This window comes from Devosia sp. YR412, assembly GCF_900110945.1.
Taxonomy (GTDB): Bacteria; Pseudomonadota; Alphaproteobacteria; order Rhizobiales; family Devosiaceae; genus Devosia.
In genome coordinates, this window is sequence record NZ_FOFL01000001.1 from 377,340 (window position 1) to 401,217 (window position 23,878).

Annotated in this window: 18 protein-coding genes, 1 tRNA gene and 1 pseudogene; 12 read left to right on the forward strand and 8 right to left on the reverse strand. The window is 62.4% G+C overall.

What is annotated here, in order from left to right:
* Position 1: 1 nt before the first annotated feature.
* Complete coding sequence (locus tag BM045_RS01850) at positions 2-193, reverse strand: hypothetical protein (RefSeq protein ID WP_092179296.1); 192 nt, start codon at positions 191-193, stop codon at positions 2-4.
* A gap of 81 nt (positions 194-274) precedes the next feature.
* Positions 275-1,093 (reverse strand): DUF1206 domain-containing protein, encoded by an 819-nt coding sequence (locus tag BM045_RS01855; protein WP_092179297.1) that lies wholly within the window; start codon positions 1,091-1,093, stop codon positions 275-277.
* Between the two features lie 465 nt (positions 1,094-1,558).
* Between BM045_RS01855 and BM045_RS01860 the strand changes: the two genes are divergently transcribed.
* Both BM045_RS01860 and BM045_RS18670 read left to right on the forward strand, forming a co-directional pair.
* Positions 1,559-1,840 (forward strand): hypothetical protein, encoded by a 282-nt coding sequence (locus BM045_RS01860; RefSeq protein WP_092179298.1) that lies wholly within the window; start codon positions 1,559-1,561, stop codon positions 1,838-1,840.
* A 642-nt stretch (positions 1,841-2,482) separates the two neighbouring features.
* Positions 2,483-3,253, forward strand: a complete 771-nt coding sequence (locus tag BM045_RS18670) for a hypothetical protein (protein ID WP_139198674.1) — start codon at positions 2,483-2,485, stop codon at positions 3,251-3,253.
* A gap of 121 nt (positions 3,254-3,374) precedes the next feature.
* Here BM045_RS18670 and polA read toward each other — a convergent pair whose 3' ends face one another.
* Positions 3,375-6,296, reverse strand: coding sequence for a DNA polymerase I (gene polA, locus BM045_RS01870; RefSeq protein ID WP_092179300.1), 2,922 nt, complete (start codon positions 6,294-6,296; stop codon positions 3,375-3,377).
* 151 nt (positions 6,297-6,447) lie between these two features.
* Between polA and BM045_RS01875 the strand changes: the two genes are divergently transcribed.
* The 3 genes from BM045_RS01875 to BM045_RS01885 all read left to right on the forward strand — a co-directional run bounded on the left by BM045_RS01875 (position 6,448) and on the right by BM045_RS01885 (position 11,718).
* Entirely contained in the window at positions 6,448-7,980 is a 1,533-nt protein-coding gene (locus BM045_RS01875) for an ATPase domain-containing protein (RefSeq protein WP_092179301.1), read from the forward strand.
* Positions 7,977-10,328, forward strand: coding sequence for a hybrid sensor histidine kinase/response regulator (locus BM045_RS01880; protein ID WP_092179302.1), 2,352 nt, complete (start codon positions 7,977-7,979; stop codon positions 10,326-10,328). Before BM045_RS01875 ends, BM045_RS01880 begins: the two co-directional genes overlap by 4 nt.
* An 82-nt stretch (positions 10,329-10,410) precedes the next feature.
* The gene (locus BM045_RS01885; protein WP_092179303.1) at positions 10,411-11,718 is read left to right on the forward strand and encodes a hemolysin family protein; all 1,308 of its coding nucleotides are present in this window, start codon (positions 10,411-10,413) and stop codon (positions 11,716-11,718) included.
* Between the two features lie 101 nt (positions 11,719-11,819).
* Here the strand turns inward: BM045_RS01885 and BM045_RS01890 are convergent, their stop codons facing one another.
* Positions 11,820-12,380, reverse strand: coding sequence for a LuxR C-terminal-related transcriptional regulator (locus BM045_RS01890; protein ID WP_170848330.1), 561 nt, complete (start codon positions 12,378-12,380; stop codon positions 11,820-11,822).
* Between the two features lie 215 nt (positions 12,381-12,595).
* Positions 12,596-12,937, reverse strand: a pseudogene (locus tag BM045_RS19120) (lytic transglycosylase domain-containing protein); the annotation flags it as partial.
* 399 nt (positions 12,938-13,336) lie between these two features.
* Between BM045_RS19120 and BM045_RS01900 the strand changes: the two are divergent.
* The gene (locus BM045_RS01900; RefSeq protein WP_092179306.1) at positions 13,337-15,235 is read left to right on the forward strand and encodes a CASTOR/POLLUX-related putative ion channel; all 1,899 of its coding nucleotides are present in this window, start codon (positions 13,337-13,339) and stop codon (positions 15,233-15,235) included.
* A gap of 79 nt (positions 15,236-15,314) precedes the next feature.
* A tRNA-Arg gene (locus BM045_RS01905) sits at positions 15,315-15,391 on the forward strand.
* A 39-nt stretch (positions 15,392-15,430) separates the two neighbouring features.
* Here the strand turns inward: BM045_RS01905 and BM045_RS01910 are convergent.
* Positions 15,431-16,378 (reverse strand): AraC family transcriptional regulator, encoded by a 948-nt coding sequence (locus BM045_RS01910; RefSeq protein ID WP_092179307.1) that lies wholly within the window; start codon positions 16,376-16,378, stop codon positions 15,431-15,433.
* Between the two features lie 97 nt (positions 16,379-16,475).
* Between BM045_RS01910 and BM045_RS01915 the strand changes: the two genes are divergently transcribed.
* A complete protein-coding gene (locus BM045_RS01915) occupies positions 16,476-17,234 on the forward strand; it encodes an SDR family NAD(P)-dependent oxidoreductase (protein WP_092180777.1) in 759 nt (252 codons plus the stop codon).
* Positions 17,235-17,291: 57 nt separating this feature from the next.
* On the opposite strand, the gene BM045_RS01920 is transcribed toward BM045_RS01915, so the two are convergent.
* Both BM045_RS01920 and BM045_RS01925 read right to left on the reverse strand, forming a co-directional pair.
* The gene (locus BM045_RS01920; RefSeq protein ID WP_092179308.1) at positions 17,292-17,717 is read right to left on the reverse strand and encodes a nitroreductase family deazaflavin-dependent oxidoreductase; all 426 of its coding nucleotides are present in this window, start codon (positions 17,715-17,717) and stop codon (positions 17,292-17,294) included.
* A gap of 40 nt (positions 17,718-17,757) precedes the next feature.
* Entirely contained in the window at positions 17,758-18,882 is a 1,125-nt protein-coding gene (locus tag BM045_RS01925) for an NAD(P)/FAD-dependent oxidoreductase (protein ID WP_092179309.1), read from the reverse strand.
* A gap of 196 nt (positions 18,883-19,078) precedes the next feature.
* On the opposite strand from BM045_RS01925, the gene BM045_RS01930 reads away from it, so the two are divergent.
* The 4 genes from BM045_RS01930 (at position 19,079) to BM045_RS19255 (ending at position 23,836) form a co-directional block, all read left to right on the forward strand.
* On the forward strand, positions 19,079-20,086 hold the full coding sequence (locus BM045_RS01930; protein ID WP_092179310.1) for an MsnO8 family LLM class oxidoreductase: 1,008 nt from the start codon (positions 19,079-19,081) through the stop codon (positions 20,084-20,086).
* Between the two features lie 13 nt (positions 20,087-20,099).
* Positions 20,100-21,434, forward strand: a complete 1,335-nt coding sequence (locus BM045_RS01935) for an LLM class flavin-dependent oxidoreductase (RefSeq protein WP_092179311.1) — start codon at positions 20,100-20,102, stop codon at positions 21,432-21,434.
* Positions 21,434-21,952 carry a GNAT family N-acetyltransferase gene (locus BM045_RS01940; protein WP_092179312.1) on the forward strand — a complete coding sequence of 173 codons (519 nt, stop codon included), beginning with the start codon at positions 21,434-21,436 and terminating at the stop codon, positions 21,950-21,952. The genes BM045_RS01935 and BM045_RS01940 overlap by 1 nt, the downstream gene beginning before the upstream one ends.
* A gap of 114 nt (positions 21,953-22,066) precedes the next feature.
* Positions 22,067-23,836 (forward strand): amino acid ABC transporter permease/ATP-binding protein, encoded by a 1,770-nt coding sequence (locus BM045_RS19255; RefSeq protein WP_092179313.1) that lies wholly within the window; start codon positions 22,067-22,069, stop codon positions 23,834-23,836.
* Positions 23,837-23,878: the final 42 nt, after the last annotated feature.

The window sequence follows — 23,878 nt, forward strand, 5'->3', positions numbered from 1 at the left end:
GTCAGCGCTCCGCGCGCGTATTGCTGACGAGCACCGGACGCGGGGCAGGCGTACTGGCCGGATGCACGGTTTCGAATTCGCCGGCCGGCAATTCGGCATCCTTGCGCGCCTCGATCAGCGACTTGTAGCGTTTGCGGCGCGGGCCGGTGAACCGCTCGGCGGTACGGGATGGATGGCTGCTGGTCTGAACCATGGGACGTCTCCTTCCAGCAGGAGAAACGAGGTGGCGCCGCTGCGGTTGCCGATTGTGATTGGCGCAATTGGATGTACCGGCTCAAACACCCGGCACAGCACGCTTGAGGTCTGCCATGCCCGGGGCGTCGACCTGGCGATAGAGCGCCTGCACCACACTATAAGCGCCAAAGGCCACGAGCCCGAGCGCAGCCAGGCCATAGAGCCAGGGGCCGAAGGGCAGGGCATGCACATAGTCCAGCGCCTGGGCGATGCCGCCGGCCTGTTCGGGCGAGACGGTGAAGGCGGCATAAAGCACGAAGCCGCCAATAATGGCCAGCAGCGTGCCGCGTGCGGCCAGGCCAAACCGGCAGACCGGATCGAGCCAGCGCCGATGCGCGGCGGGCAGGTCGATGCGTTTGGCATAGTCGCGCGAAACACCCTTCCAGACCTGCACCAGCCCGCCGACGATCACGCCAAGGGCAGCCAGGCCAAGCAGCCACGGCCCAAAGGGCTGTTGCAGCAGCCAGGCCGAGGCGTCCTCCTCCCCGCCGCCCGCACCGCCGCTGCCGCCGCCCAGTGCCATGCCGGCTGCGGTGAGCGCCAGAAACACATTGGCACCGGCACTGATCAGCGAGCCGACACGACCGATAAAGCCGGATGCATCGTCCTTGACGCCATCGGCATTGAGCAGGCCTTGCGCCAGTCGCCAGAGGATATAGCCCATCAGCCCGATCGCGACTGCGCCGAGCAGCAGGCGGCCAAATGGCAGTGCAAGCAGGCTCGACAGCGCATCCGACGAGCCTTCGGCATCGGCGCCGCCCCAGATGGCCGAGGTGAGCGCCAGCCCGCCCAGCAGCAGATAGACCACGCCGCGTGCTGCATAGCCGAGCCGTGCGAGGGTTTCGAAATGATTGGACATGGGGCGCTTTCAAAGGAGTTCGGATGGGTAATGGCGCAGGGTCCCGTCCGTTCCGGCGAGCGGAAGCGCCGCCTGCAATGCGGTTTTCGAAAAGAGCGGATCCCGAGACGGCTTTCGCCTCTGAGGGATTTAGTATGTGAGACGATTACCGCCTCGGGACGTCCGGTTTTATGAACCGCGTCAGGCGGCCGGCATAACCTCGCATACCGACGGCCCGGGCGTGAACCCACGGCGACTGGCATAGTCCCGTGCCCGGCCCACTCCCGCCACTGTCGCCTGCAGGCCGCTCATGCGGGGTGGATGGCGGCATTATGCGCGCAGGCCGAGGGGGCGTGGATAAAGGGGATAGCGCGAAGAGGATTTGAAGCCGTTCTGGGGATTTACGCCTTGTTAACCATGCCGGCAGGCTTTGGGAGCGCAATGGGGCCAGATGCATTGCCTTTGTATCAAATGCGAGGCAGCGCCATGTTCCCCCACGACACCATGATCGACACCGAGGTCGCCGAATTCCTCGACCTGGCCCGCTCGGCCAATGTTCACTTCGACATCGTCAATGACCGCTTGCATATGCGCATGGTCAATCCCGACTGGGCCATGTGGAAGCCCTGCCGGCATCTGCTCGATGAAATCGGCCAGGTGCGCATCGAAGCCTATGTGCGGCAGGAGGCAGCGGAGAAGAGTGCGGTGGGGAGATGGACGGCGGTGAGCGCGGAGCGGCTGCATCTGGCGGTGGAGGCAATGCGGTAGGCTCGATAACGATCGTCGAGGTTGCCGCACTCCTCATTATGCTCAAATAAAGATATCGCCGATGCTGAAAACGCATCGCGTGATACCTTAATACGGTAAAATTCCCAAAAACCCTTCAACGGGAATGCAGAATGAACTATTAGCATTAAAGATGCTTGGACATATTTCTAAAAAATTGCGTCGGGTGGCGTCGCAAAACCTACTAAAAAAATAAGACTTAAGCATTTCACGTAAAAATGTGCTGTGACTGGGGTGGCATAAATATGAGTCCAGAGTTTATGCTGCCGGGTACAATAATACTATTCAAGTCGCTGTTGCGGTTGATGATTGATAGGCAGGTTACGGCGATAAGTTTTGCAAAGTCCTTCTTATCTTTTCCCGTTGATTTGACGTTCTTGTCTTTGTCCTACGGGGTGACCAGTATGATCGTGGCGCAGCAACGTGGGGTAAACTGGCCTCTGGGCTTTATTCTGGGTACATTTATGATCTATGGATTGCTCGGAATAATAACTACGTTTGTTTGTAGTAAATCCGATAGGGCATTTGATGCCGAACGCAATCTATTCACAGTGATGAATTGCACCATATCATACTTAGTCGCATTTTCAACGCTAGGCATTACTTTGTTCTCGGGGGTGTTCCATGCAAAATTTTAGCATTGGTTCTGTTTCCGTATATTTATTTCTATTTCTAGTAGTTTTGACAATCATATTTATCCCGGTAATAATTTTTGTTTTTATGCGAGATCGCTCGCTATCAAAATACGACAAGCAAAGGCAGGAAGTTGTTCTTTCTGCTGTTCGTGAGACTTATGAGGAGCAGATTTCAAGTCTATCGAAGAGATTGACTGCAACGGAAGATAGATGGCAGGAGCTAAATCATCTTATTCTGTCAAGTCAGAAGGTTCAGCAGGATATTCCTGCTAATATTGATCCTTCGGCCATTCCCCTTCTAAGGGAATACAATATCGCTCTGGCTGATGTCGCCATTGATCCTAAGCTAGTATTTGTTCTTACGCCTTTTTTGGAAAATGAAGATAGAGTATTCAGGTCAATTAAGTTGGTTTGCAATGGGCTTGGCCTTAATTGCGTGAGGGGCGACGAGAAATTTGTGTCTGGCGAAGTTTTGCCGCATATAGTTCGTCTAATGATGAAAAGTGCGATAATAATAGCAAACGTTGGAGGTAGAAACCCCAACGTATTCTACGAGCTTGGAATTGCCCACACTGTTGGACGAACGACAATACTGCTTAGCGAAACTATCGATGAGGTTCCGTTCGACATAAAGACAAAAAGAGTTATTACTTATCACGATAGCCTGACTCTTGAGAAGCGAGTTAGGGCAGCGCTAGCGCACGCTTTATCGATTCCAGAGTTCCAGTCGAACGCAGCATCAAATAAAACCCAAACATGAGGCCGCTAAGCTTCCGATAAAAGCGTTAGTTAGCTGCTGGCGCCATTTCCAAATATTGCACGCGCGCGGAATTGAGGGACCTGCATTGGTCAATGCCAGGCGGGACCATTTTCTCAGGCCCTTAGTGAGCCTCATCCCAATTATGCGCCGCGTGTGCATCCACCTGGATCGGCACGCTCAGCCGCACTGCCGGCTCAGCCGCCCCTTCCATCACCGTCTTGATCGCCGCCATGGCCACGTCCTCCGTGCCCAGCGGCACTTCGAAGATCAGCTCGTCATGCACCTGCAGCAGCATGTCGGCTTCCACGCCGGCCTTCTTGAGTTCCGGCTCCATGCGGATCATGGCGCGGCGGATGATGTCGGCGGCTGAGCCCTGGATGGGCGCGTTGATCGAGGCGCGTTCGACAAAGCTCCGTTCGGCGGCGTGGCTGGAATTAGCATTGGGGAAGTTGATCTTGCGGCCGAAGATCGTGGTGACGAAACCGTCGGCTTTCACCCGTTTGCGCTGCTCTTCCATATAGTCCTTGATGCCGGGGAAGCGCTCGAAATAGGTCTTGATATAGTCGCCGGCCTCGCCGCGCGGGATGGCCAGCTGGTTGGCGAGGCCGAAGGCGGAAATGCCGTAGATAATGCCGAAATTGATTGCCTTGGCGCGGCGGCGCACGTCGGACGGCATGCCTTCCACCGGCACGCCGAACATTTCGCTGGCGGTCATGGCATGGATGTCAAGGCCTTCCTCGAAGGCATCCTTGAGCGCCTGGATATCGGCGATATGGGCGAGGACGCGCAGCTCGATCTGGGAATAGTCGGCACTGATCAAAATCTTGCCCGGGGCGGCGACGAAGGCGGTGCGGATCTTGCGGCCGTCGGCAGTGCGGACCGGGATGTTCTGCAGGTTTGGATCGTTGGACGAGAGGCGCCCGGTGAGCACCGAATGCTGGCTATAGGTCGTGTGCACGCGGCCGGTGCGCTGGTTGATATATTCGGGCAGGGCATTGGTATAGGTGCCCATCAGCTTGGTCAGCTGGCGCCAGTCGACAATGGTGCGGGCAAGCGGAATGCCCTTGAGGGCGAGGTCTTCCAAGACGTCCGCGCCAGTCGACCAGGCGCCGGTCTTGGTCTTGGTGCCGCCTTCGAGGCCCATGCGATCGAAGAGGATTTCACCCAGCTGCTTGGGCGAGCCAAGGTTGAAGTTGGACCCGGCCAGCTCATAGGCTTCGGCTTCGAGCGCTGCGGCGCGCTGCGAGAAATCGTCCGACAGGCGGGCGAGGATCTGGCGGTCGACATGGATGCCGCGGCCTTCCATGCGGCCCAGCACCGGGGCGAGCGGCCGTTCGAGGGTTTCATAGACCGTGGTCATGTTCTCGGCGGCAAGGCGGGGCTTGAGGATCTGCCAGAGGCGCAGCGTCATGTCGCTGTCCTCGGCGGCATAGCGCGCGGCCTTTTCCAACTCGACCTCGGCAAAGGTGATCTGCGTCTTGCCCGAGCCGATCAGGTCCTTGATCGAGGTGCCGGGCACGCCGAGCCAATGGTCGGCGAGATCGCCCAGCGTGTTGTATTGCGGGCCGTCGAGCGCATAGCTCAGCAGCAAGGTGTCGTCGATCGCATTGACCGCGACGTCATAGCGGGCGAGCAGGCCCAGGTCATATTTGGCATTGTGGAAGATCTTGAGGATCGCCTTGGAGGCGAACATGGGACGGACCATGTCCAGCGCCTGGCGCATATCCATCTGGCCTTCCGCCGGGCCGCCGCCCAGCAAGTCGCCGGAGCCGGTGGTATGGCCGAGCGGCAGATAGGCGCCGGTGCCGGGATGGATCGAGAAGGAGAGGCCGACCAGATCGGCGGTCTGGTTGTCGAGGCCGGTGCTTTCGGCGTCGGTCGCGACATAGCCGGTCATTTCGATGGCATCGATCCAGCGCTGCAGGCCGGCCGCATCGCGGATGATCTCATAGTCTTCCGGCTTGAAGGGAATGGCCTTGATGCGCGCGTGTTCGGCCGCGGCATGGAGGATCAGCGGCGCCTCGGCCTTGCCGGCGGCCTCGGTGCGCGCGGCGCGGGCTTCGGCGCGGGCCTCGTTGTTGAAGCCGATCGGGCCGGATGTGGTGCCGGCGGCGGCCAGTTCGGGATCGGGCGCCCAGGCGTCGGGGTCGGCGCCCAAAATGCCGGCGAGGCGCTTGGTGATGGTGGCAAATTCCATCGCCTTGAGGAAGGGGAAGAGTTTACTGGCTTCGATCGGCTGGCGCAGCAGGGCGTCGAGGCCGAGCTCGACCGGGACCTCCTGGCTGAGGGTCACGAGGCGCTTGGAAATGCGGGCCAGCTCGGCATTGGCGATCAGCTTTTCGCGGCGGGCGTTCTGCTTGATCTCGCCGGCGCGCTCGAGCAGGGTTTCGAGATTGCCATAGGTGTTGATCAGCTCTGCCGCGGTCTTGACGCCGATGCCGGGCACGCCGGGGACATTGTCGACGGTGTCGCCGCACAGCGCCTGCACGTCGATCACCTTGTCGGGCGTCACGCCGAATTTGGTGAAGACCTCGTCCATGCCGATCCAGCGCAGGGGGGGCTGGCCGGGGCGGGGAATGGTATCGAGCAGGCGGATGGAGCCATCGGGCTCGACCAGCTGCATCAGGTCCTTGTCGGAGGAGACAATGGTGACCTTGTAGCCGGCGTCGCGCGCCTTGCAGGCATAGGTGGCGATGATGTCATCGGCCTCCCAGCCCTCCATTTCGATGGATTCGATATTGAAGGCGCGGGTGGCCGAGCGGGTCAGCGGGAACTGCGGCACCAGTTCTTCGGGCGCCGGCGGGCGCTGCGCCTTGTATTCGGGATAGAAGTCATCGCGGAACGTCTTGCCCTTGGCGTCGAAGATGACGGCCATATGGGTGGGTTCGTCGTCACCCTTGAGGTCTTCGGTGAGCTTATACAGCATGTTGCAGAAGCCCTGCACGCAGGAGACGGGCAGGCCGTCCGACTTGCGGTTGAGCGGGGGCAGGGCGTGAAAGGCGCGGAAGATATAGCCCGAGCCGTCGACGAGCAGCAGATGCATGTAAGCGATTCCGTATTGCAGGCGAGCCGGGACTTTAGGCCAGTTTGTCCTGCGCCAAAAGGCCCGGTGGCGCGGAACCAGCCTTCAACTGTAGACGTTGGGAAAAATTGGGGCGGAAACGTCCAGCGTCAGATAGCGGTTCGAAAGCGTCATGTCCGAAACCACCAAAGAAGCAAAAGCCAGGCTCGGCGTCGCCGGGCTCGACAATATTCTCGTCGGCGGCCTCGCCCGGGGGCACCTCTACCTGCTCGAAGGCAGCCCGGGCACCGGCAAGACCACGATCGCGCTGCAATTCCTGCTTGAAGGCCATGCGCGCGGCGAAAAAGGGCTCTATGTCACACTGTCCGAGACCGAGGACGAGCTGCGCTTGACCGCCAATTCGCATGGCTGGGAAATAGCCGACAAGTTCGAGATCTTCGAACTGGCGCCGCCCGAAAGCCTGCTCGACAGCGAGCAGCAGCAGACGCTGCTCTATTCGTCTGACCTTGAGCTGGGCGAAGCGACCAAAGCGATGTTCGAGGCGGTGGAACGGCATAAGCCCGACCGCATCGTGCTCGACAGCCTGTCCGAAATCCGCCTGCTGGCCCAGAGTTCACTTCGCTATCGTCGACAGATCCTGCTGCTCAAGCATTATTTCGCCCGCAATGGCGCGACGGTGATGATGCTGGACGACCTGACCAGCGACGCCAATGACAAGACGGTGCATTCGGTGGCGCATGGGGTCATGCGGCTCGAGGAGCTGGCGCCGACCTATGGCGCCGAACGCCGTCGGCTGCGGGTCATCAAATATCGCGGCCAGGCCTATCGCGGCGGCTATCATGATTTCGCCATCAGGCATGGCGGCGTCGATGTGTTTCCGCGGCTCGTCGCCGGCGAACACCGGACGAATTTTGACCGGTCGCCGCTGACCAGCAACATAATCGAACTCGACGAACTGCTGGGTGGCGGGGTGGAACGGGGCTCCAGCGCCCTGGTTCTGGGACCCGCTGGCGCTGGCAAATCGCTGCTAACGTTGCATTTTGCCCGTGCTGCGGTCGAGCGTGGCGAAAAAGCCGCGCTATTCATCTTTGATGAAGAACTGGGCCTGCTGTTCAGCCGCGCCAAGGCCATGGGTATCGACCTCCAGGCGCTGCGCGACAGCGGTGACCTAATTATCGAACAGATCGACGCGGCCGAGCTATCGCCGGGCGAATTTGCCCATCGCGTCCGGCAGCGCGTTGACAATGCCCAAGTCAAGACCGTGGTGATCGACAGCCTCAACGGCTATCAGGCGGCCATGCCGGAAGAGCATTCCCTGCTGCTGCACATGCACGAGCTGCTGCAATATCTCAACCGCCAGGGGGCAACGACCTTCATTACCGTCGCGCAGCATGGCCTGGTCGGTGACATGAAATCGCCGGTCGACATCACCTATCTGGCCGACAGTGTCATCCTGCTGCGTTATTTTGAAGCGACCGGACGAGTGCGGCGCGCCATCTCGATCATCAAGAAGCGCAGCGGCGCGCATGAGGATACGATCCGGGAGTATCGCATTGGGCGGACTGGCATTTCGATCGGCAAACCGCTCGAAGATTTCCAGGGTGTATTGCGCGGCGTTCCCACCTATACAGGGTCCAGCAATCCGCTGCTGGGCACAGATCCAGATGGCCGGTTCGGGCCATCGAGCGGGGACAAGCAAGGGTGATCAGTTCGGAACGCGCACTGATCCTGGCGCCCCGTGGTCGTGACGGGGCGGTTGCGGCCGGCCTGTTGCGAGACGTCAACAAGGCAGCCAAGACCTGCGACTCCATTGCGGAGTTGATAGCCGGCATCACCGAGGGCGCAGGCTTGGCCATCATTGCAGGCGAGGCGCTGCAATATGCCGACCTGACTCCGATCCGGAGCTGGATCGACGAACAACCGACTTGGTCCGATTTTCCCATTGTCATCCTCAGCGAGCGCGCCACCAAGCCCGAAGCGGCGCCTATCGTGGCTCAATGGCAAACCACTTTGGGCAATGTCATCGTGCTGGAGCGACCGTTTCATCCGACGGCGCTGATCAACGCGGTTGAGACCGCCCTGCGCGGTCGCCGGCGGCAATATCAGTCGCGGCGCTATCTCGAAGAGGCGCGCGAAGCCGAACAGCGCCTGCAGACGGCGCTGTTGGCAGGCCGCATGGGTTCCTGGGAGCTCGACGTGGTCGAGCTGTCACTGATCGGATCGGAACAGTTCAAGGCCTGTTTCGGCCGCAAGCCCGATGATGCCTTCCTGTTTGCCGACCTGATCGAATCGGTGGCCCTGGCCGACCAGCGCCGGGTGCAGCGGGCTTTTGACGATGGCCTGGCGGGCGCCGACTTGGTGCTGGAATTCCGCGTCGTCTGGCCCGATGGCGTCGAGCACTGGATCGATGCGCGCGCTCGCGTGCTCAATGATCGTTTCGGCCGCCCCCAGACCCTCGTGGGCGTCATGTCCGATATTTCGGCGCGCAAGGCAGCCGAGGCGGAGCGCGAGCGTTTGCTGGCAGAAGTTGCCGCCCAGCGCGAACGCACGCAGCAGGCGCTGCGCGGCGAGCGCGCCTTGTCTGGCCTGTTGCTGACTAGCGTACCAGCCGGCATCGTCGCCTATGATACCGAATTGCGGGTGACGATCTGGAACCCGGTGATGGAGCGTATGTTCGGCCTGCCGGCTCCGGCCGTGCTCGGACGGCCATTGGCCCGCATTATCGGCGATGGCCAGCAGGAAACCATCGAGCACCGCCTGCGGGATGCCCTGGCCGGCATTTCCGGCCCGATCGAAGAGATTGAGCTGACGACAATTGCCAGCGGCAATGTGGTGCTGGAAAGCCAGCACGCGCCGCTGCGCGGTGGCGATGGCCAGGTGGTCGGCGGCGCGGCCTTCTTCCGTGAAATGACCGAACGCCGCCGCGCCGAGGAGCAGTTGCGCCAGGCCCAGAAGATGGAAACCATTGGGCAGTTGACCGGCGGCGTGGCGCATGACTTCAACAACCTGCTCGCCGCGATCCAGGGCAATCTCGAACTTCTGCGCAAGCGGCTGCCCGATGATCCGCAGATCCAGCGCTTCATCGACGGCGCGCTCAAAGGCGCCCATCGCGGCGCGTCGCTCACCGCGCGCCTCTTGGCCTTTGCGCGCAAACAGGACCTCAAGCCCGAGCCGACCGATCTTAACGACCTGCTCGACGGCATGCGCGGGCTGCTGGAGCGCTCGATCGGACCGCTGATTACGGTGGACTTTGCCGTCACGGCAGGGCTGCCACCGGCCAAGGTGGATGCCAACCAGCTTGAGCTGGCGATACTCAATCTCGCCGTTAATGCACGTGACGCCATGCCCGATGGCGGGCGGCTGACCATCGCACTGGATCAGCGGGACGATGACTCTGAGCTTGAGGGACAATATCTTTGCCTCTCGGTGACTGATAGTGGCACCGGCATGGATGCCAAAACGCTGGCCAGCGCAATTGAGCCATTTTTCTCGACTAAGGAACTGGGCAAGGGAACGGGCCTTGGCCTGTCGATGGTGCATGGCCTTGCCGTGCAATTGGGCGGCGCCTTGCGGCTCCGCAGCGCACTGGGAACAGGAACGACGGCCGAATTGTGGCTGCCGGTGTCCTCGGCTCCGGTCAAGGAGGTCATAGAAATGGCCGTTGAAGAGATTGCAGCCCCGATGGCGTCCACGATCCTCGTGGTCGACGACGACGCGCTGATCAATATGAACACCGTCGACATGATCGAGGACCTCGGCCACACCGCCATCGAGGCCTATTCGGGCAAGCAGGCGCTGGAAATCCTGGCGACCAACAAGCAGATCGACGCGCTGATCACCGACTATGCCATGCCCGGCATGACCGGCGTTGAACTGGCCGACCAAGCCCGCAGCCTGCGCCCCGGCCTGCCGATCCTGCTCGCCACAGGCTATGCGGATTTGCCGAGCGGCACGACTACCGATCTGCCAAGACTGGCCAAGCCGTATCAGCAGTCCGAGCTCGCAACGCAGGTGTCGCGGCTTTTGGTGGCGCGACCGGCTGTGGTGAGCTGACGACCGGCGCATCGGCGCGGTTCATGTTAAGCCGCGTCTGTGCTAGTCTGGCCGTCCCAGCGTCAACTGATTGCCTATCCTGATGAATCCCCTTGTCGGCATTGCCCTGATCCTGTTGTTGATCGGGGTCAGCGTCATTATCGCCCTGTCGGAAATCGCCTTCGCGGCGGCGCGGGAATTGCGCATCCGTTCGCTGGCCGAGGCCGGCAACAAGAAAGCGCTGCGCTTCATGGCCCTGCGCGCCAAATCGGGCGAGGTGATCACCGCGCTGCAGATCGCTACCAATGCGGTGTCGATCCTCGCGGGTACACTGGGCGAAGATACGCTGGGACCGGTGTTTCGCGGCGCGCTGTTGGCGCTGGGTGTCGAGATGGGCGCAGCGGGTATTGCTGGCTCGGTTTTGGCCTTCTGCCTCGTCACCGGGCTTTTTGTGCTGTTTGCCGACTTGACCCCAAAGCGCATTGCGATGCTGGTGCCCGAAGATGTGGCGCTCGGAGTAGTGTGGTTCCCCGAACTTGCGGTAAAACTGCTCAAGCCTCTGGTCTGGCTGTTCGGCAAGCTGTCGGACGGGTTGATCGGACTGTTACAGCTGGAGCCGAAGGTGCCGGCCGACGCGGTGACGGCCGAGGATTTCCGCATGATCCTCGCCGGTGGCGCCGCCTCGGGCGTGCTGATGAAGAACGAACACCGGCTGATCGAAAATGTGCTGGCGCTGGAATTGCGCAGCGTGACCTCGGTAATGACCATTCGCGACGACATCGTCTATCTCGATATTTCCGACCCGCATGACGTGCAGGAAGACAAGGTGCGGCGTCGCCCCTTCTCGCATTATCCGATCTGCGATGGCGGCATCGACTCGGTGATCGGCTGCGTGCGCGCCGAAGATGTGCTGGCCACGGCCATCGACCGGCCGGCCGAAGTGGATTTCGCCAAGGCGCGGCGCGATGTGCTCTCGGTCCCCGATACGCTCAATGTCTGGGAAGTGCTGGCCGAGTTCCAGGCGCAGAGCACTGGCTTTGCTTTGGTGGTCAGCGAGTATGCCCTGGTCGTGGGTGTCGTGACTTTCAAGGACCTGATGGGCGCCCTGATGCAGGGCCTCGCTAATCCCTTCGAGGAACAGGCCATCCTCAAGCGCGACGACAACAGCTGGCTGGTCGACGGCATGGCGCCGTTTGTCGATGTGATGCGGGCGCTGGGCATCCGTCATCTTGAGGCCGAGGCGGCCTATGAGACGATCGGCGGCTTCATCGTGCACCGCATGCGCCGCGCAGCCCGCAAGGGCGACAAGGTCGAGGCGGCAGGGTTCGTGTTTGAGGTGGTCGACGCCGACAAAATGCGGCTCAATCAGCTGCTGGTCAGCAAGGTCAAGGCGGCGAAGACCGGGCTGTAGGGATCGAGTGTGCGGCATGTCCGGGCCCTGCGAGCATAGCTCTTCGGGCCTAGTCTCCTAAAATCGCTCCACTGGAGCGATTTTGCGCTGCGCGCCAGAGCCTAGATTTCGATCTCACCGCGCTTCGCCGCTTCGACGGCGAGCTGCACGCGATTGGTGGCGCCGAGCTTTACCATGGCGGCCTGCACATGCTGCTCCACGGTGCGTGACGAAATGCCGATGATGATGGAAGCTTCGTGCGAGGTCTTGCCCTGGGCGACCCATTGCACCACTTCGCGCTCGCGCGGCGTCAGAACCGAGTCTGCCTTGTGCCGGCTGACGGCGAGGCCCTCGGCACTGGCATCGGAGCCGACATAGCCACCGAGCTTGCCGTCCGGCGTAAAATAGGGATGCCCGATGGCCACCACCCAGCGGAATTCTTGGTCGTGGCGGCACAGGCGATATTCTGTGTGATAGGTGGAGCGTCGCTCGGTGGCCGAGAGAAAAGCTTCAAGCGCCGGCTGGCGGTCATCCTTGTGCAACGCCAGCGTCCAACCGTCGCCTTCAGCGGCGTGCGGGGCTTGGCCGGTAAAGTCGTACCAGTTCTGATTCATGTAAATGCAGTAGCCGTCGGCCTCGGTGATCCACACCATCAGCGGCGACTTGTCGGCGACCCCACGCAATCCTAAACGGATCGGGTCCCATAGCACGATGCGATCTGAGCGTATGTCATCATGTCTTGCATGCGCACCCAAGCAAGCCTCCTCCAAAGCCCAATGAGCAGCAACGCCCCGACGCAGGCCTGGTTCCATGAGGAGACCGAAAATATGTGGTCAAGTCAACATCTTACCGCGCCGATTAAGTTCGGGTTGGGCAGGTAAGCTGGTTTTGCGGCGGTTTAGCGCAGCCCGGACTCTTCGAGCAGGCCGGCGCGCTTGGCATCATAATAGAAGCCACGGGCATAAAAGCGCACGGCCTGATCCTGATTGCCCTTGGCCGTGACATAGGCGCCGGCCAGATAGCGCACGGCATAGCGCAGGTTGGTCTCGGCATCGAGCAGGCCCGCTGGCGAACCGCGATAGCCCTGGCCCGTGGCGGTGGCGTGGCTGATCTGCATCAACCCGTAATAGGGGCCGTTGCGGGCCGCCGGATTATAGCCGCTCTCGCGCACGATGACGCGCCGGACCAGCGCCTCTGGCACATCATATTGCTGCGAATAATGGGCGATCAGCGGATCGAGCGAGCTGCCGGCATAGCCCAGAGCGCTTGGCGCCTCGGGGACCGCGCTGGCCTTCGGCACATGGCCGGCTGGCGTGGCAGGAGCCGCGAAGGTCGCCAACGCTGCGGTGGCGCCGCCACCGGGAAGGGGCTTGAAACCGCTCATCGAGCAACCGGAGACCGCAAGTGCCATGACAAGAGTGGCGCCAAGGAGCCGTGAAGTGCCGAAGAACGTCTGTGTCTGAGCCATGCCACCACTCTAGCGGATTTTCCAGCAGCGGGCGATAGGCGTCAAACAAGGCAGTCTGATGGCAATTTCATGACAACGGCTGTGCAAGGCCCGGATTGGCAATTGCCTTGAGCCCGCGCTGCGCTAAGAGTTTCTTGAGGCAGGGCAGCATAATCGCCCCAGGGGACGGGAATGACCAAGCGCAATTCAATGGCGGCGCGACTGCGCTACGCCTTCGACACCTCGATGTCGGCCGGACCGGTGGCGCTGATCGGCTGGCTGGCGGTGCTGTCGCTGATCGTCATTGTCATTGCCGCAATCCTGCTGGTCGGCCTGCAGCTGGCGCCCGAGGGGCAGCCGGCGGTCGATTTCCCCGAAGCCATGTGGGAAAGCCTGATGCGCTCGATGGATGCCGGCACCGTGGCCGGCGACACCGGCTGGGGTTTTCGAGCCATCGGCCTCATCGTCACCATCGCCGGCATTTTCATCTTCTCGACGCTGATCGGCGTGCTCTCCTCGGGCATCGAGGGCAAGCTCGACGAGCTGCGCAAGGGCCGCAGCACCGTTTTGGAAGAGGATCACACCGTGATCCTCAACTGGAGCCCGTCGATCTTCGACGTGATTGCCGAACTGGCGGTGGCCAATCGCAGCCGCAAGAAGCCGCGTATCGTCATCATGGCCGAGCGCGACAAGGTGGAAATGGAAGACGCCATTGCCGCCAAGGTCCCCAATCTCGGCCGCACCCGCGTCATCTGCCGCCATGGTGCGCCGACCGATATCCAGGACCTAGCCATCGTCTCGCCGCAGCATGCCCGCTCGATCATCGTGCTGTCGCCCGAGGACGAGGATGCCAATCATGCCGATAGCCAGGTGATCAAGACCCTGCTGGCGCTGGTCAATGATCCGCGCCGCCGCGCCAAACCCTATCGCATCGCCGCCGAAATCCGCGACAATGCCAATGCCGAAGTGGCGCGCGTCGTCGGTGGAACCGAGGCGCAACTGGTATTGGCCGATGACCTGATCGCCCGCATTGTCGCCCATTCCAGCCGGCAGGCGGGCCTTTCGGCGGTCTATTCCGAACTGCTCGATTTCGACGGCTGCGAAATCTATACGCTCGAGCAGCAGGCGCTGACCGGCAACAGCTTTGGCGATGCACTGATGGCCTATGAAGGTTCGACGCTGATCGGTCTGGTCTCGCCCGATGGCCAGGTTGAGCTCAACCCGCCGATGGAAAGCCTGATCCCGGCCGGTGCCCGCGCCATCATCATTGCCGAGGACGATGCGGCTATCGCCATTGCCGCGGCGGCGATCTCGGTCGATCCCGAAGCCATCCGCCATGCCGCGCATCGCCCGGACCAGCCGGAACGCGTGCTGTTGCTCGGCTGGAACCGCCGCGCCCCGATCATCGTGCATGAGCTCAGCCGCTATGTCGCCGAGGGATCGATGCTGACCATTGCCGCCGACACGCCTGATCTCGACGATGTGGTGGCGGGCCTCTCCATCGCCAGCAGCAATCTCTCGGTCGAATATGGCCGGCTCGATACCACCAGCCGCGCCGCGCTCGATAGCCTGGATATCGCTGCCTACGACCATGTGCTGGTGCTGGGCTATTCGGATATCCTCGCGCCACAGCCGACCGATACCTCAACGCTGGTGACGCTGCTGCATCTGCGCAAGATCGCCGATGCGGCGGGCGTGCATATCAATGTGGTGTCGGAAATGGTCGATGTGCGCAATCGCGAGCTGGCGGAAGTGACCCGCGCCGACGATTTCGTCGTCAGCAACAAGCTGGTCAGCCTGATGCTGGCGCAGGCCTCGGAAAACGACAGCCTGGGCGCGATTTTCGACGACCTGCTGGATGAAGAAGGCTCGGAAATCTACATGCGTCCGGCCGAGGATTATGTGGCGCTTGGCATGCCGGTCAATTTCTACACGGTGACCCAGGCGGCCCGCGAGCGCGGCGAAGTGGCCATCGGCTATCACCGTCCGCGCGAGGGCGCCAAGGCCAATGGCATATTGGTCAATCCGCGCAAGTCGGCGGCGGTGGACTATCTGGCGGGCGACCGGCTGATTGTTTTGGCACGGGACTGACGAAAAGCCCCGTTGCGCGGATCACCCGCTTTGGTTAGGTTGCGCCCGTTCAGCCGGGGCATGGCCCCGCGTGACGGATGCACCCGTAGCTCAGCTGGATAGAGCGCTGCCCTCCGAAGGCAGAGGTCGGGGGTTCGAATCTCTCCGGGTGCGCCAATTTCCTGATCTTTCCTAGCGATAGCCGTGGCGCCTCTGTCAGGCGATGGCGCCTTCGAATTGCTCGGCAGCCGTGCCGGGCAGGGCGGCGGGTGTTTCGCGGGCATAGCGGGCGGGCGACAGGCCGACGTCACGGGTGAAGGCAACGCTGAAGGCGCTGGCCGAGCGATAGCCGACCTGCCGGGCGATTTCGCCAATGCTGGCATCGCCCTTGCGCAACAGGTTCTTGGCCACGGCCAGCCGCCAGGCGGTCAGATATTCCATCGGCGCCATGCCGACAGCGCCCTGGAAGCGCTCATGGAAACCCGAGCGGGAGAGGGCGGCCTCGCGGGCCAGTTCGGCTACGCTCCAGCCACGTTCGGGCCGGGCATGCATGCCGCGGATGGCGACGGCCAGCCGCTCATCCGCCAGGCCGCGCAGCAGTCCGGGCATATGGCCCATCTCGCCGCTCGAGCGCAGGGCCTCGATCAGCAGCACTTCGAGCAGGTGCTGCAGCACCACTTCCCGGCCGGGCTTGCTGCCCACGGCCTCGTCGCCCAGCAATTGCATCAGCATGGCCAGGCGGTGCTCCCCCCGCACCACTACAAGTTCGGGCAAGAGGGACGAGAGCAGGCGCGCGTCGTCGGACTGGAAGATGCAATAGCCGACCAGCGCCCGCATATCGATCGGGCCGTCGATGGCGCCGACGCGATAGCCGCCGCCGGGCAGGATGACCGGATTGATCACCTCGTCCCGGTCGGTACTGGGGACGTCGCTCCACATCCAGAAATCCTGCGCCGAGGGAATGAGGATGAAATCGCCCGCATTGACGGTGACCGCCTCGCCCTTGCCGTCGCCATAGATCAGGCTCCCCTTGAGCACGGCGACATAATATGGATTGGGCGACTGGGTGCGCCGCACCCGCCAGGCACCCGACCCGGTGACGCATTTGGAAAACGGCGCGCCGGGCTGCAGCAGGCCAACCATCTGCGCAAGGGGATCAGCCATTCTGGACTCATTCGCAATTATCTTGGACGTTTGAATATAGAACGTCCAATGCCGCGTGACCATCTCCTGTTCGGCCAATCAAGAACAGGATCATGCCATGACTGAAATTACCCGTATCGCACTCGTCACCGGCGCCAATCAGGGCATCGGGCTGCAGATCGCCAAAGACCTCGCGGCCGACGGCCTGACGGTGCTGCTTGCGTCGCGCAATCTCGAGCGCGGCAAGGCTGCCGCCCAGACCCTGGCCGGCGAAATTCACCCCATCCAGCTCGACGTCACCGACGCGGCATCCATCCAGGCCGCCGTGGCGCAGGTGGAACAGCAGTTCGGCCGCCTCGACATCCTGGTCAACAATGCCGCCATTTCCCGCGCCAATGGCCCGGAAAGCGAGACCATGCAGAGCTATATCCAGCGCTCGCGGGCGACGCTGATCTCGGTGGATGAAGTGCGCACCATCTGGGAGACCAATGTGTTCGGCGTGCTCTCGGTCACCCAGGCCTTCGTGCCGCTGCTGCGCAAGTCGGCCGGCGCCCGAATCGTCAATGTGTCGAGCGGGCTGGGTTCGCTGACCATCAATGCCACGCCCCATCCCTATCGGGCGACGTTCAATCCCGGCTATGGCGCGTCCAAGACTGCGCTCAACGCCATCACCTTGGCCTTTGCCATCGATCTCGAAGCCGAAGGCATCAAGGTCAATGCCGTGACCCCCGGCTTTACCGCGACTGCGCTGAACAATTTCGAGGGCAACGAGACGGTGGAGCAGGGCGCGGCAGAAGCGGTCCGCGTGGCTCTGCTCGGCTCTGATGGCCCGAGCGGCACCTTCACCGGGTCGGTCAACGAAACCTATCCCTGGTAATTCCATACGATCCGCCGGCATCCGGCTGGCGGACCGATCATACTGCTGGCCGCGCGATCAGCGCGGGCTGAGTTCGATCACCGGAATAACGTCGCGGCTGGTCTTTTCCTTGTAGTCGGCAAACTGCGGGAAAAGGCTGGCTTGGCGGGCATAGATGGTGTCGCGTTCTTCGCCGTCGAGCACGCGGGCGCGCACCGGCAGGCGGGTGATGGTCGTGCCGTCGCCGACCGAGATATCCAGCTCGGGATTGGCCACCACATTATGATACCAGGCCGGATCCTTGGGGCCGCCGGCATAGGAGGCGAAGACGTAGTAGGGGCCCTTGTCGTCTTCGTGCAGGAACATCAACGGCTGGGTGCGCTCGAGGCCGGTCTTGGCGCCGATCGAATGCAGCAGCAACACCGGAGCGTTTTCGAAATAGCCGCCGGGCTTGCCGCCCTTGCTGTTGAAATCGGCGATGACCTGATCGTTGAAGTCGCTCATGTGCTGGCCTTGTCGGTGCGGGGTTGCGGTGACGCTAAAGCTAGTGCGCGGGTGCGGGCGGAACAAGGGGGACGCGTCCAGCCGCCCAGGCGGGTAGCGTTTCAGCCGGGCGCTTGCCGATGATGGCATCGGCCAGACCCGAGGCGATCAGCGGGCCGAGCTTGAAGCCATGGCCGGAACAGGCGCTGAGCACCCAGCCGGCCGGGCCGATCGGCTCGACAACAAAGCCTTCGTCGTCGGTGACGGTATAATAGCAGACCTTGCGCTCAAGGATTTTGTACTCGTCGAACCGGGCGAAGATTGCGGCCGCAGACTCGAGCACGGGCGCGACGTCGGCTTCGGTAGCAATACGGTCATCGCTGCCCTGGCCGCGCCGGGTGAAGATGTGATCGCCGATCTTGAGCCGGGTGCCGCCACGTGGCGGCAAGATATAGGCGCCGTGACCGCCGCCGCTATCGACCAGCACCGGCGCTCCAGACCAGGCCTTGGTGAGATCGGCTGGCGGCTCTAGATAGAGCAGCAATTGCCGCGATGGCACCATGCGGGTCTTGGTGGCCGGTAGCAGTTCGGGCACCCAGGCGCCGGCCGCGACAACCACCAGATCGGCGTCATGACGCACGCCGCCCGCCGTCAGGCTGCCCTTGGCCGCATCAATGTCTTCGACGCGCGTCTGGGGATGCAGCGACACGCCGTGTTCGGCAACCCAGCGCGCGAGGTCGGTGACGATCCGGTTGGCGAACAGCATGCCGGCGCCGCCTGCTTCGAAGGCAGAGCTGACGCCATCGGCATGCAGCATGGGCAGGCGCGTGGCGACTTCGGCGGGCGAGATAATACGGTGCGAGACGCCGACGCGATCCAGTTCGGCGGCCGAGGCAGACCAGTCGGTATTTTCGCGGGCGACGAAGACCATGTTGGTCGGCATGTAATGGGTAGCGCCAATGTCGGCCCAGAGCTGGTCATAGGTCGCGAAGGCCTGTGGCATCAGCGCGCCATAGCCTGGCAGGTGGCCATAGGAATGGCGGGTGATGCGGTGCTCGTCAAACGAAGACGAGCCCGGATTGGGGATGGTGCCCGTGTCGAACAGCGACACATCCACGCCGCGCTTGCGCAGCGCCCAGGCCAGCGACAGGCCGGCGATTCCGGCTCCGACGATCGATACACGCACGACGTTTCTCCATTCTGGCTCATGCCGCACAAAATCACTCGCAGAGTTCGGCCGCCTTAGGCGCAGCTTGCTGCGGATATCCCGGAACAGAAAAAGCCTGCTGAATATGGGGCCGACACGGCCTCAACCTATTTATCTACCAACTTGCTAGACTTAAAGTCCACGCATTGAATTGACCCAATTTGCGGGACTTTAGATGAGCTACGCATTGAGCGTTCTGGACAAGAGCCCGATTCTGCGCGGGGAGACGTCGACCGAGGCGTTACAGCGAACAGTCGCGCTGGCGCAACGCGCCGAGTCGCTGGGCTACCATCGCTTCTGGGTCGCCGAACACCACAATACGCCGGACCTGGCGAGCGCGTCGCCGGAGATCCTGCTTGCCTTTATCGCCGCGCACACACGGCATATCCGTATCGGCTCGGGCGGGGTGATGCTGCAGCATTACAGCCCCTACAAGGTGGCCGAGAATTTCAATCTCTTGGCCTCGCTTGCCCCCGATCGCGTCGATGTCGGTATCGGCAAGGCGCCCGGTGGCTTTCCGATTTCGACCAATGCTCTGCAGGCCGGTCGCGATCCGGCGCGCAAGCCTGATTTCGCGGAGCAGCTGCGCCAGCTCGATGGCTTCCTTGGCGCGGATGCGACCAAGCGGCCTGAGGGTCTGGATGCCACCCCGCGGCCAGCGCAGCCGGGTGAACGCCACCTGTTAGGCGCCAGCGTCGAAAGTGCGGCACTGGCGGCAGAACTGGGCTGGAATTTCGTCTTTGCCCGGCACCTGAACGGCGACGACGCTATCCTGTCGGCGGCCATTTCCACCTATCGCGATGTGACCGGGCGCCCGCCCATCTTGGCGCTGGCCGCGGTGGTTGCGCCATCGGCCGAAGAGGCCAGGGCACAGGCGGCCCTGTTCACGCCCTATCGCGTCACCATTCCCGGCGGGCAGAGCGTTACGGTGGGCAGCGAGGCCCAGGCTGCCGAATATGCCCGGCAGGCCGGCGTCACCGACTATAGCGTCGAACGCCGCGCCTCGACGGCGCTGGCCGGCACGGGCGAGGACATCATCGACGCCCTCGACAGCCTGGCCGACCACCACGGCATCGAGGAATTCATCATAGATTTCGGCAATGCCGGCGACAGCCGCGCCATCGCCCTCGAACTGGTGGCTGCGGCTCTCCATCCCGCGCGCCCTACAGCCCTTTCTGCATAATCGGAGCCTTCCAATGAGCCAGAAACGCATTCCCTTCGGCATCATGCTGCACGGCCCCGGCGGCCATATGAACGCCTGGAAGCATCCCAGCGTCCCGGCCGATGCCAGCGTCAATTTCGACTATATCCTCGAGACCACGAAGCGCGCCGAGGCTGCGGGCATTGCCTTCGCCTTCGTGGCGGATGGGCTCTATATCAACGAGCAGTCGATCCCGCATTTCCTCAACCGCTTCGAGCCGATTGCGCTGCTGTCGGCCCTGGCGGCGGTGACGAGGAAGATCGGCCTCGTCGGCACGCTCTCCACCTCCTATAGCGATCCCTTCACCGTGGCGCGGCAGTTCGCCTCGATTGACCTGCTCAGCAACGGCCGCGCCGGCTGGAATGCAGTGACTTCGCCGCTCGAAGGCTCGGCCAAGAATTATGGCCGCGCCAACCACCCCGACCACGCCCTGCGCTACGAGATTGCCGGCGAGCATATCGAGATCGTCAAGGGCCTGTGGGACAGCTGGGACGATGATGCCTTTGTGCGCGATCGCAGCACCGGCCAGTTCGCCGATTTCTCGAAACTGCATCGGCTCAATTTCAAGGGAAAATTCCACTCCGCGGAAGGCCCGCTCAACATCCAGCGCTCGCCGCAGGGCCAGACGGTGCTGTTCCAGGCTGGTGGGTCGGATGCCGGTATCGAGCTGGCCGGGCGCCATGCCGATGCGGTGTTTGCCGGGGCGGCCTCGATTGCCGAAAACCGCGAGTTGGCGCAAAAGCTCAAGGCCAGCGCCGTGGCGCATGGCCGTGGCGCCGATGCCATCAAGGTGCTGCCGGGCATCGGGCCGATCGTCGGCTCGACCGAGGCCGAGGCGCAGCGCAAGTATGAAGAGATTCGCGAGCTGGTGAATGTCAGCGAGGCCCTGGCCTATCTCGGCCGGTTCTTCGATCACCACGATTTCGCGCAATATGACGTCGATGCGCCGTTCCCGGAATTGGGTGACCTTGGTGCCAACAACTTCAAGTCGGGCACCGATCGCATCAAGCGCGTGGCCAAGGAAAACGGTCAGACCCTGCGTGAAGTGGCGCTGGAATCGGTGACCCCGCGCAGCGAATTCGTCGGCACGGCCGAGCAGATCGCCGACAAGATCGAGGAATGGGTCGATACCGGTGCATCCGACGGTTTCGTGCTCGGCTTCCCGGTCCAGGGCGTTGGCCTCGACGATTTCGAGCGCGAAGTGCTGCCGATCCTCGAGCAGCGCGGCCGTCATTCGCGGGAGCAGATTGGCGATACGCTGCGCGACCATCTCGGACTGCCGTTCCGCGAGAGCCGCTATGCGCTCGATGACGCGAAGGCGGCTGTGTGATGGCTGATATCTTCATCGACGCCAAGCCGACGGACGAGATTGCCCGGCCTTTGGTCGAGCAACTCACCGACGAGTACCAGCGCCGCTATGGCGACTTCTTTGAAAAGGGCGGCGCTGCGGTCGAAATGAACCGCTATCCGGCGGAGCGCTTTGCGGCACCCGATGGGGCGTTCATCCTGCTGCTGCGCGACGGCCAGCCGATCGCCGGTGGTGCCTTCATGCGCTATGACGAGAATACCGCCGAGTTCAAGCGAATGTGGACCGATGGCGATCATCGCCGCCAGGGGCTGGCGCAGCGCGTGCTGGCCGAGCTGGAAAATCGGGCGGCGCTGCAGGGCTATAGCAAGGTCTATCTGACCACCGGCTTCCGCCAGCCCGAAGCTGCGGCGCTCTATCTCAAGTCCGGCTACACAGCCCTCTTTGACCTGAATGCTGATCTGGAGACCATCCAGACCCTGCCCTTTACCAAGGCGCTGCCAGTGTTTCAGGGCGAACGCAACGAACGCCTGACAGCCTAGGTCACGGGGGACAAAATTGTCCCCCGACGCCCCAAACACAGAACGCCAGCACATTGCGATGCACGGTCGTTCGAAACTAATGTCTATAATATTGATAGACTAAGAGGTCGCGAAATGGCGTCGACAACCGAAGTCGGTACGGAAACACAAAGCTTCAAGCGCAACTCGGCGCGCGATCATGCGGGTCTGCGCATTGTCCCGGCCAAACATCCCTGGCGGATCGTCGGCAGTATTGTCGCGGCTTTCGTTATTGCCGTGTCGCTGCATTCGGTGTTCACCAATGAGCGCTGGGGCTGGGCGGTGTTCGCGCAGTTCTTCTTCTCCGAGCCGGTGCTGGTCGGGCTGGGCCGCACGCTGTTGCTGACCGCTCTGGCCTCGGTGATCGGCTTCCTGCTCGGTGGCCTGCTGGCCTTTGCCCGGGTGTCAAAGTCGCCGCTGCTCTCGGGCCTGTCCTGGGGCTATATCTGGCTGCTGCGCTCGATCCCGCTGATCGTGCTGCTGCTGGTGCTCAACAATCTCGGCTATCTCTACGCTACCATCAATGTCGGCGTGCCCTTCACCAATATCCTGTTTGCCCAGTTCGACACCGTGCAGACGCTCAGCCCCTTCGCGGTGGCGCTGATCGGCCTCAGCCTCAACCAGGCGGCCTTCTCGTCGGAAATCATCCGCGGCGGCATTCTCTCGGTCGATCAGGGTCAGCATGAAGCGGCGGCCGCGCTGGGCCTCACCTCCTGGCGCCAGGGCATGCATATCGTGCTGCCCCAGGCGATGCGCGCCATCCTGCCCTCGGGCTTCAACGAGATCATCGGTCTGGCCAAGGCGACCTCCATCGTCTACGTGCTGGCGCTGCCCGAGCTGTTCTACACCGTGCAGGTGATCTACCGCCGCAACCTCGAAGTCATCCCACTGCTGATGGTCGCCACCGTCTGGTACCTGATCATCATGATCGTGCTCTCGTCGGTGCAATATTTCGTCGAGCAGCATTTCGCCAAGGGCGCCCGTCGCGATGCCGGCCCGACTGCGGTGGACAAGGCACTACGCTTCTTTGCCCGCCGTCCGGTCGAGACTGCTGCGGCGTCAGCCGTCGCCCGCAAGCCGCTGAGCGTGGCGCTGGGCAATATCGGCGATGGCGAAGTGCAGGTGCATGGCATCAACAAGAGCTTTGGCAGCCACAAGGTGCTCGACGACGTCAGCGTCACCATCGCGCCCGGCGAAGTCATTGCCATCATCGGTCCCTCGGGCGCCGGCAAGTCGACGCTGCTGCGCACCATCAATCACCTGGAGCGGGCCGATGCCGGCGTGGTCAGCATCGATGGCGAGCTGATCGGCTATGAGCGCCGCGGCGACGTGCTCTATGAGCTCAAGGAACCCGCCATCCGCCGCCGCCGCTCGGCTGTCGGCATGGTGTTCCAGAGCTTCAACCTGTTCCCGCATCTGACGGCGCTGGAAAACATCATCGAAGCGCCGGTTTCGGTCGGTGGTGTGCCGCGCACCGAAGCGATTGCCGATGCACGGGATCTACTGGCCCGCGTCGGGCTCGGCGACAAGGCGGATGCCTATCCGCGCCACCTGTCGGGCGGACAGCAGCAGCGTGTCGCCATCGCCCGGGCTCTCGCCCTGCGGCCGAAAGTCCTGCTGTTCGATGAGCCGACCTCGGCGCTCGATCCGGAACTGGTTGGCGAAGTGCTCGACGTGATCAAGGAACTGGCCAAGTCCGGCACGACCCTGATCATCGTCACCCACGAAATCGGCTTTGCCCGCGAAGTGGCCGACCGCGTGGTGTTCATGGAAGGCGGCAAGGTGCTCGAAGTGGCGCCGCCGGAGCGCCTGTTCACCGAGCCCTCGCATCCGCGCACCCGCGAGTTCATCGCCAAGGTTCTCTAGCTCTCAAACCCCATCGCCTGCGCCAGCCTGACCATGCCGCTT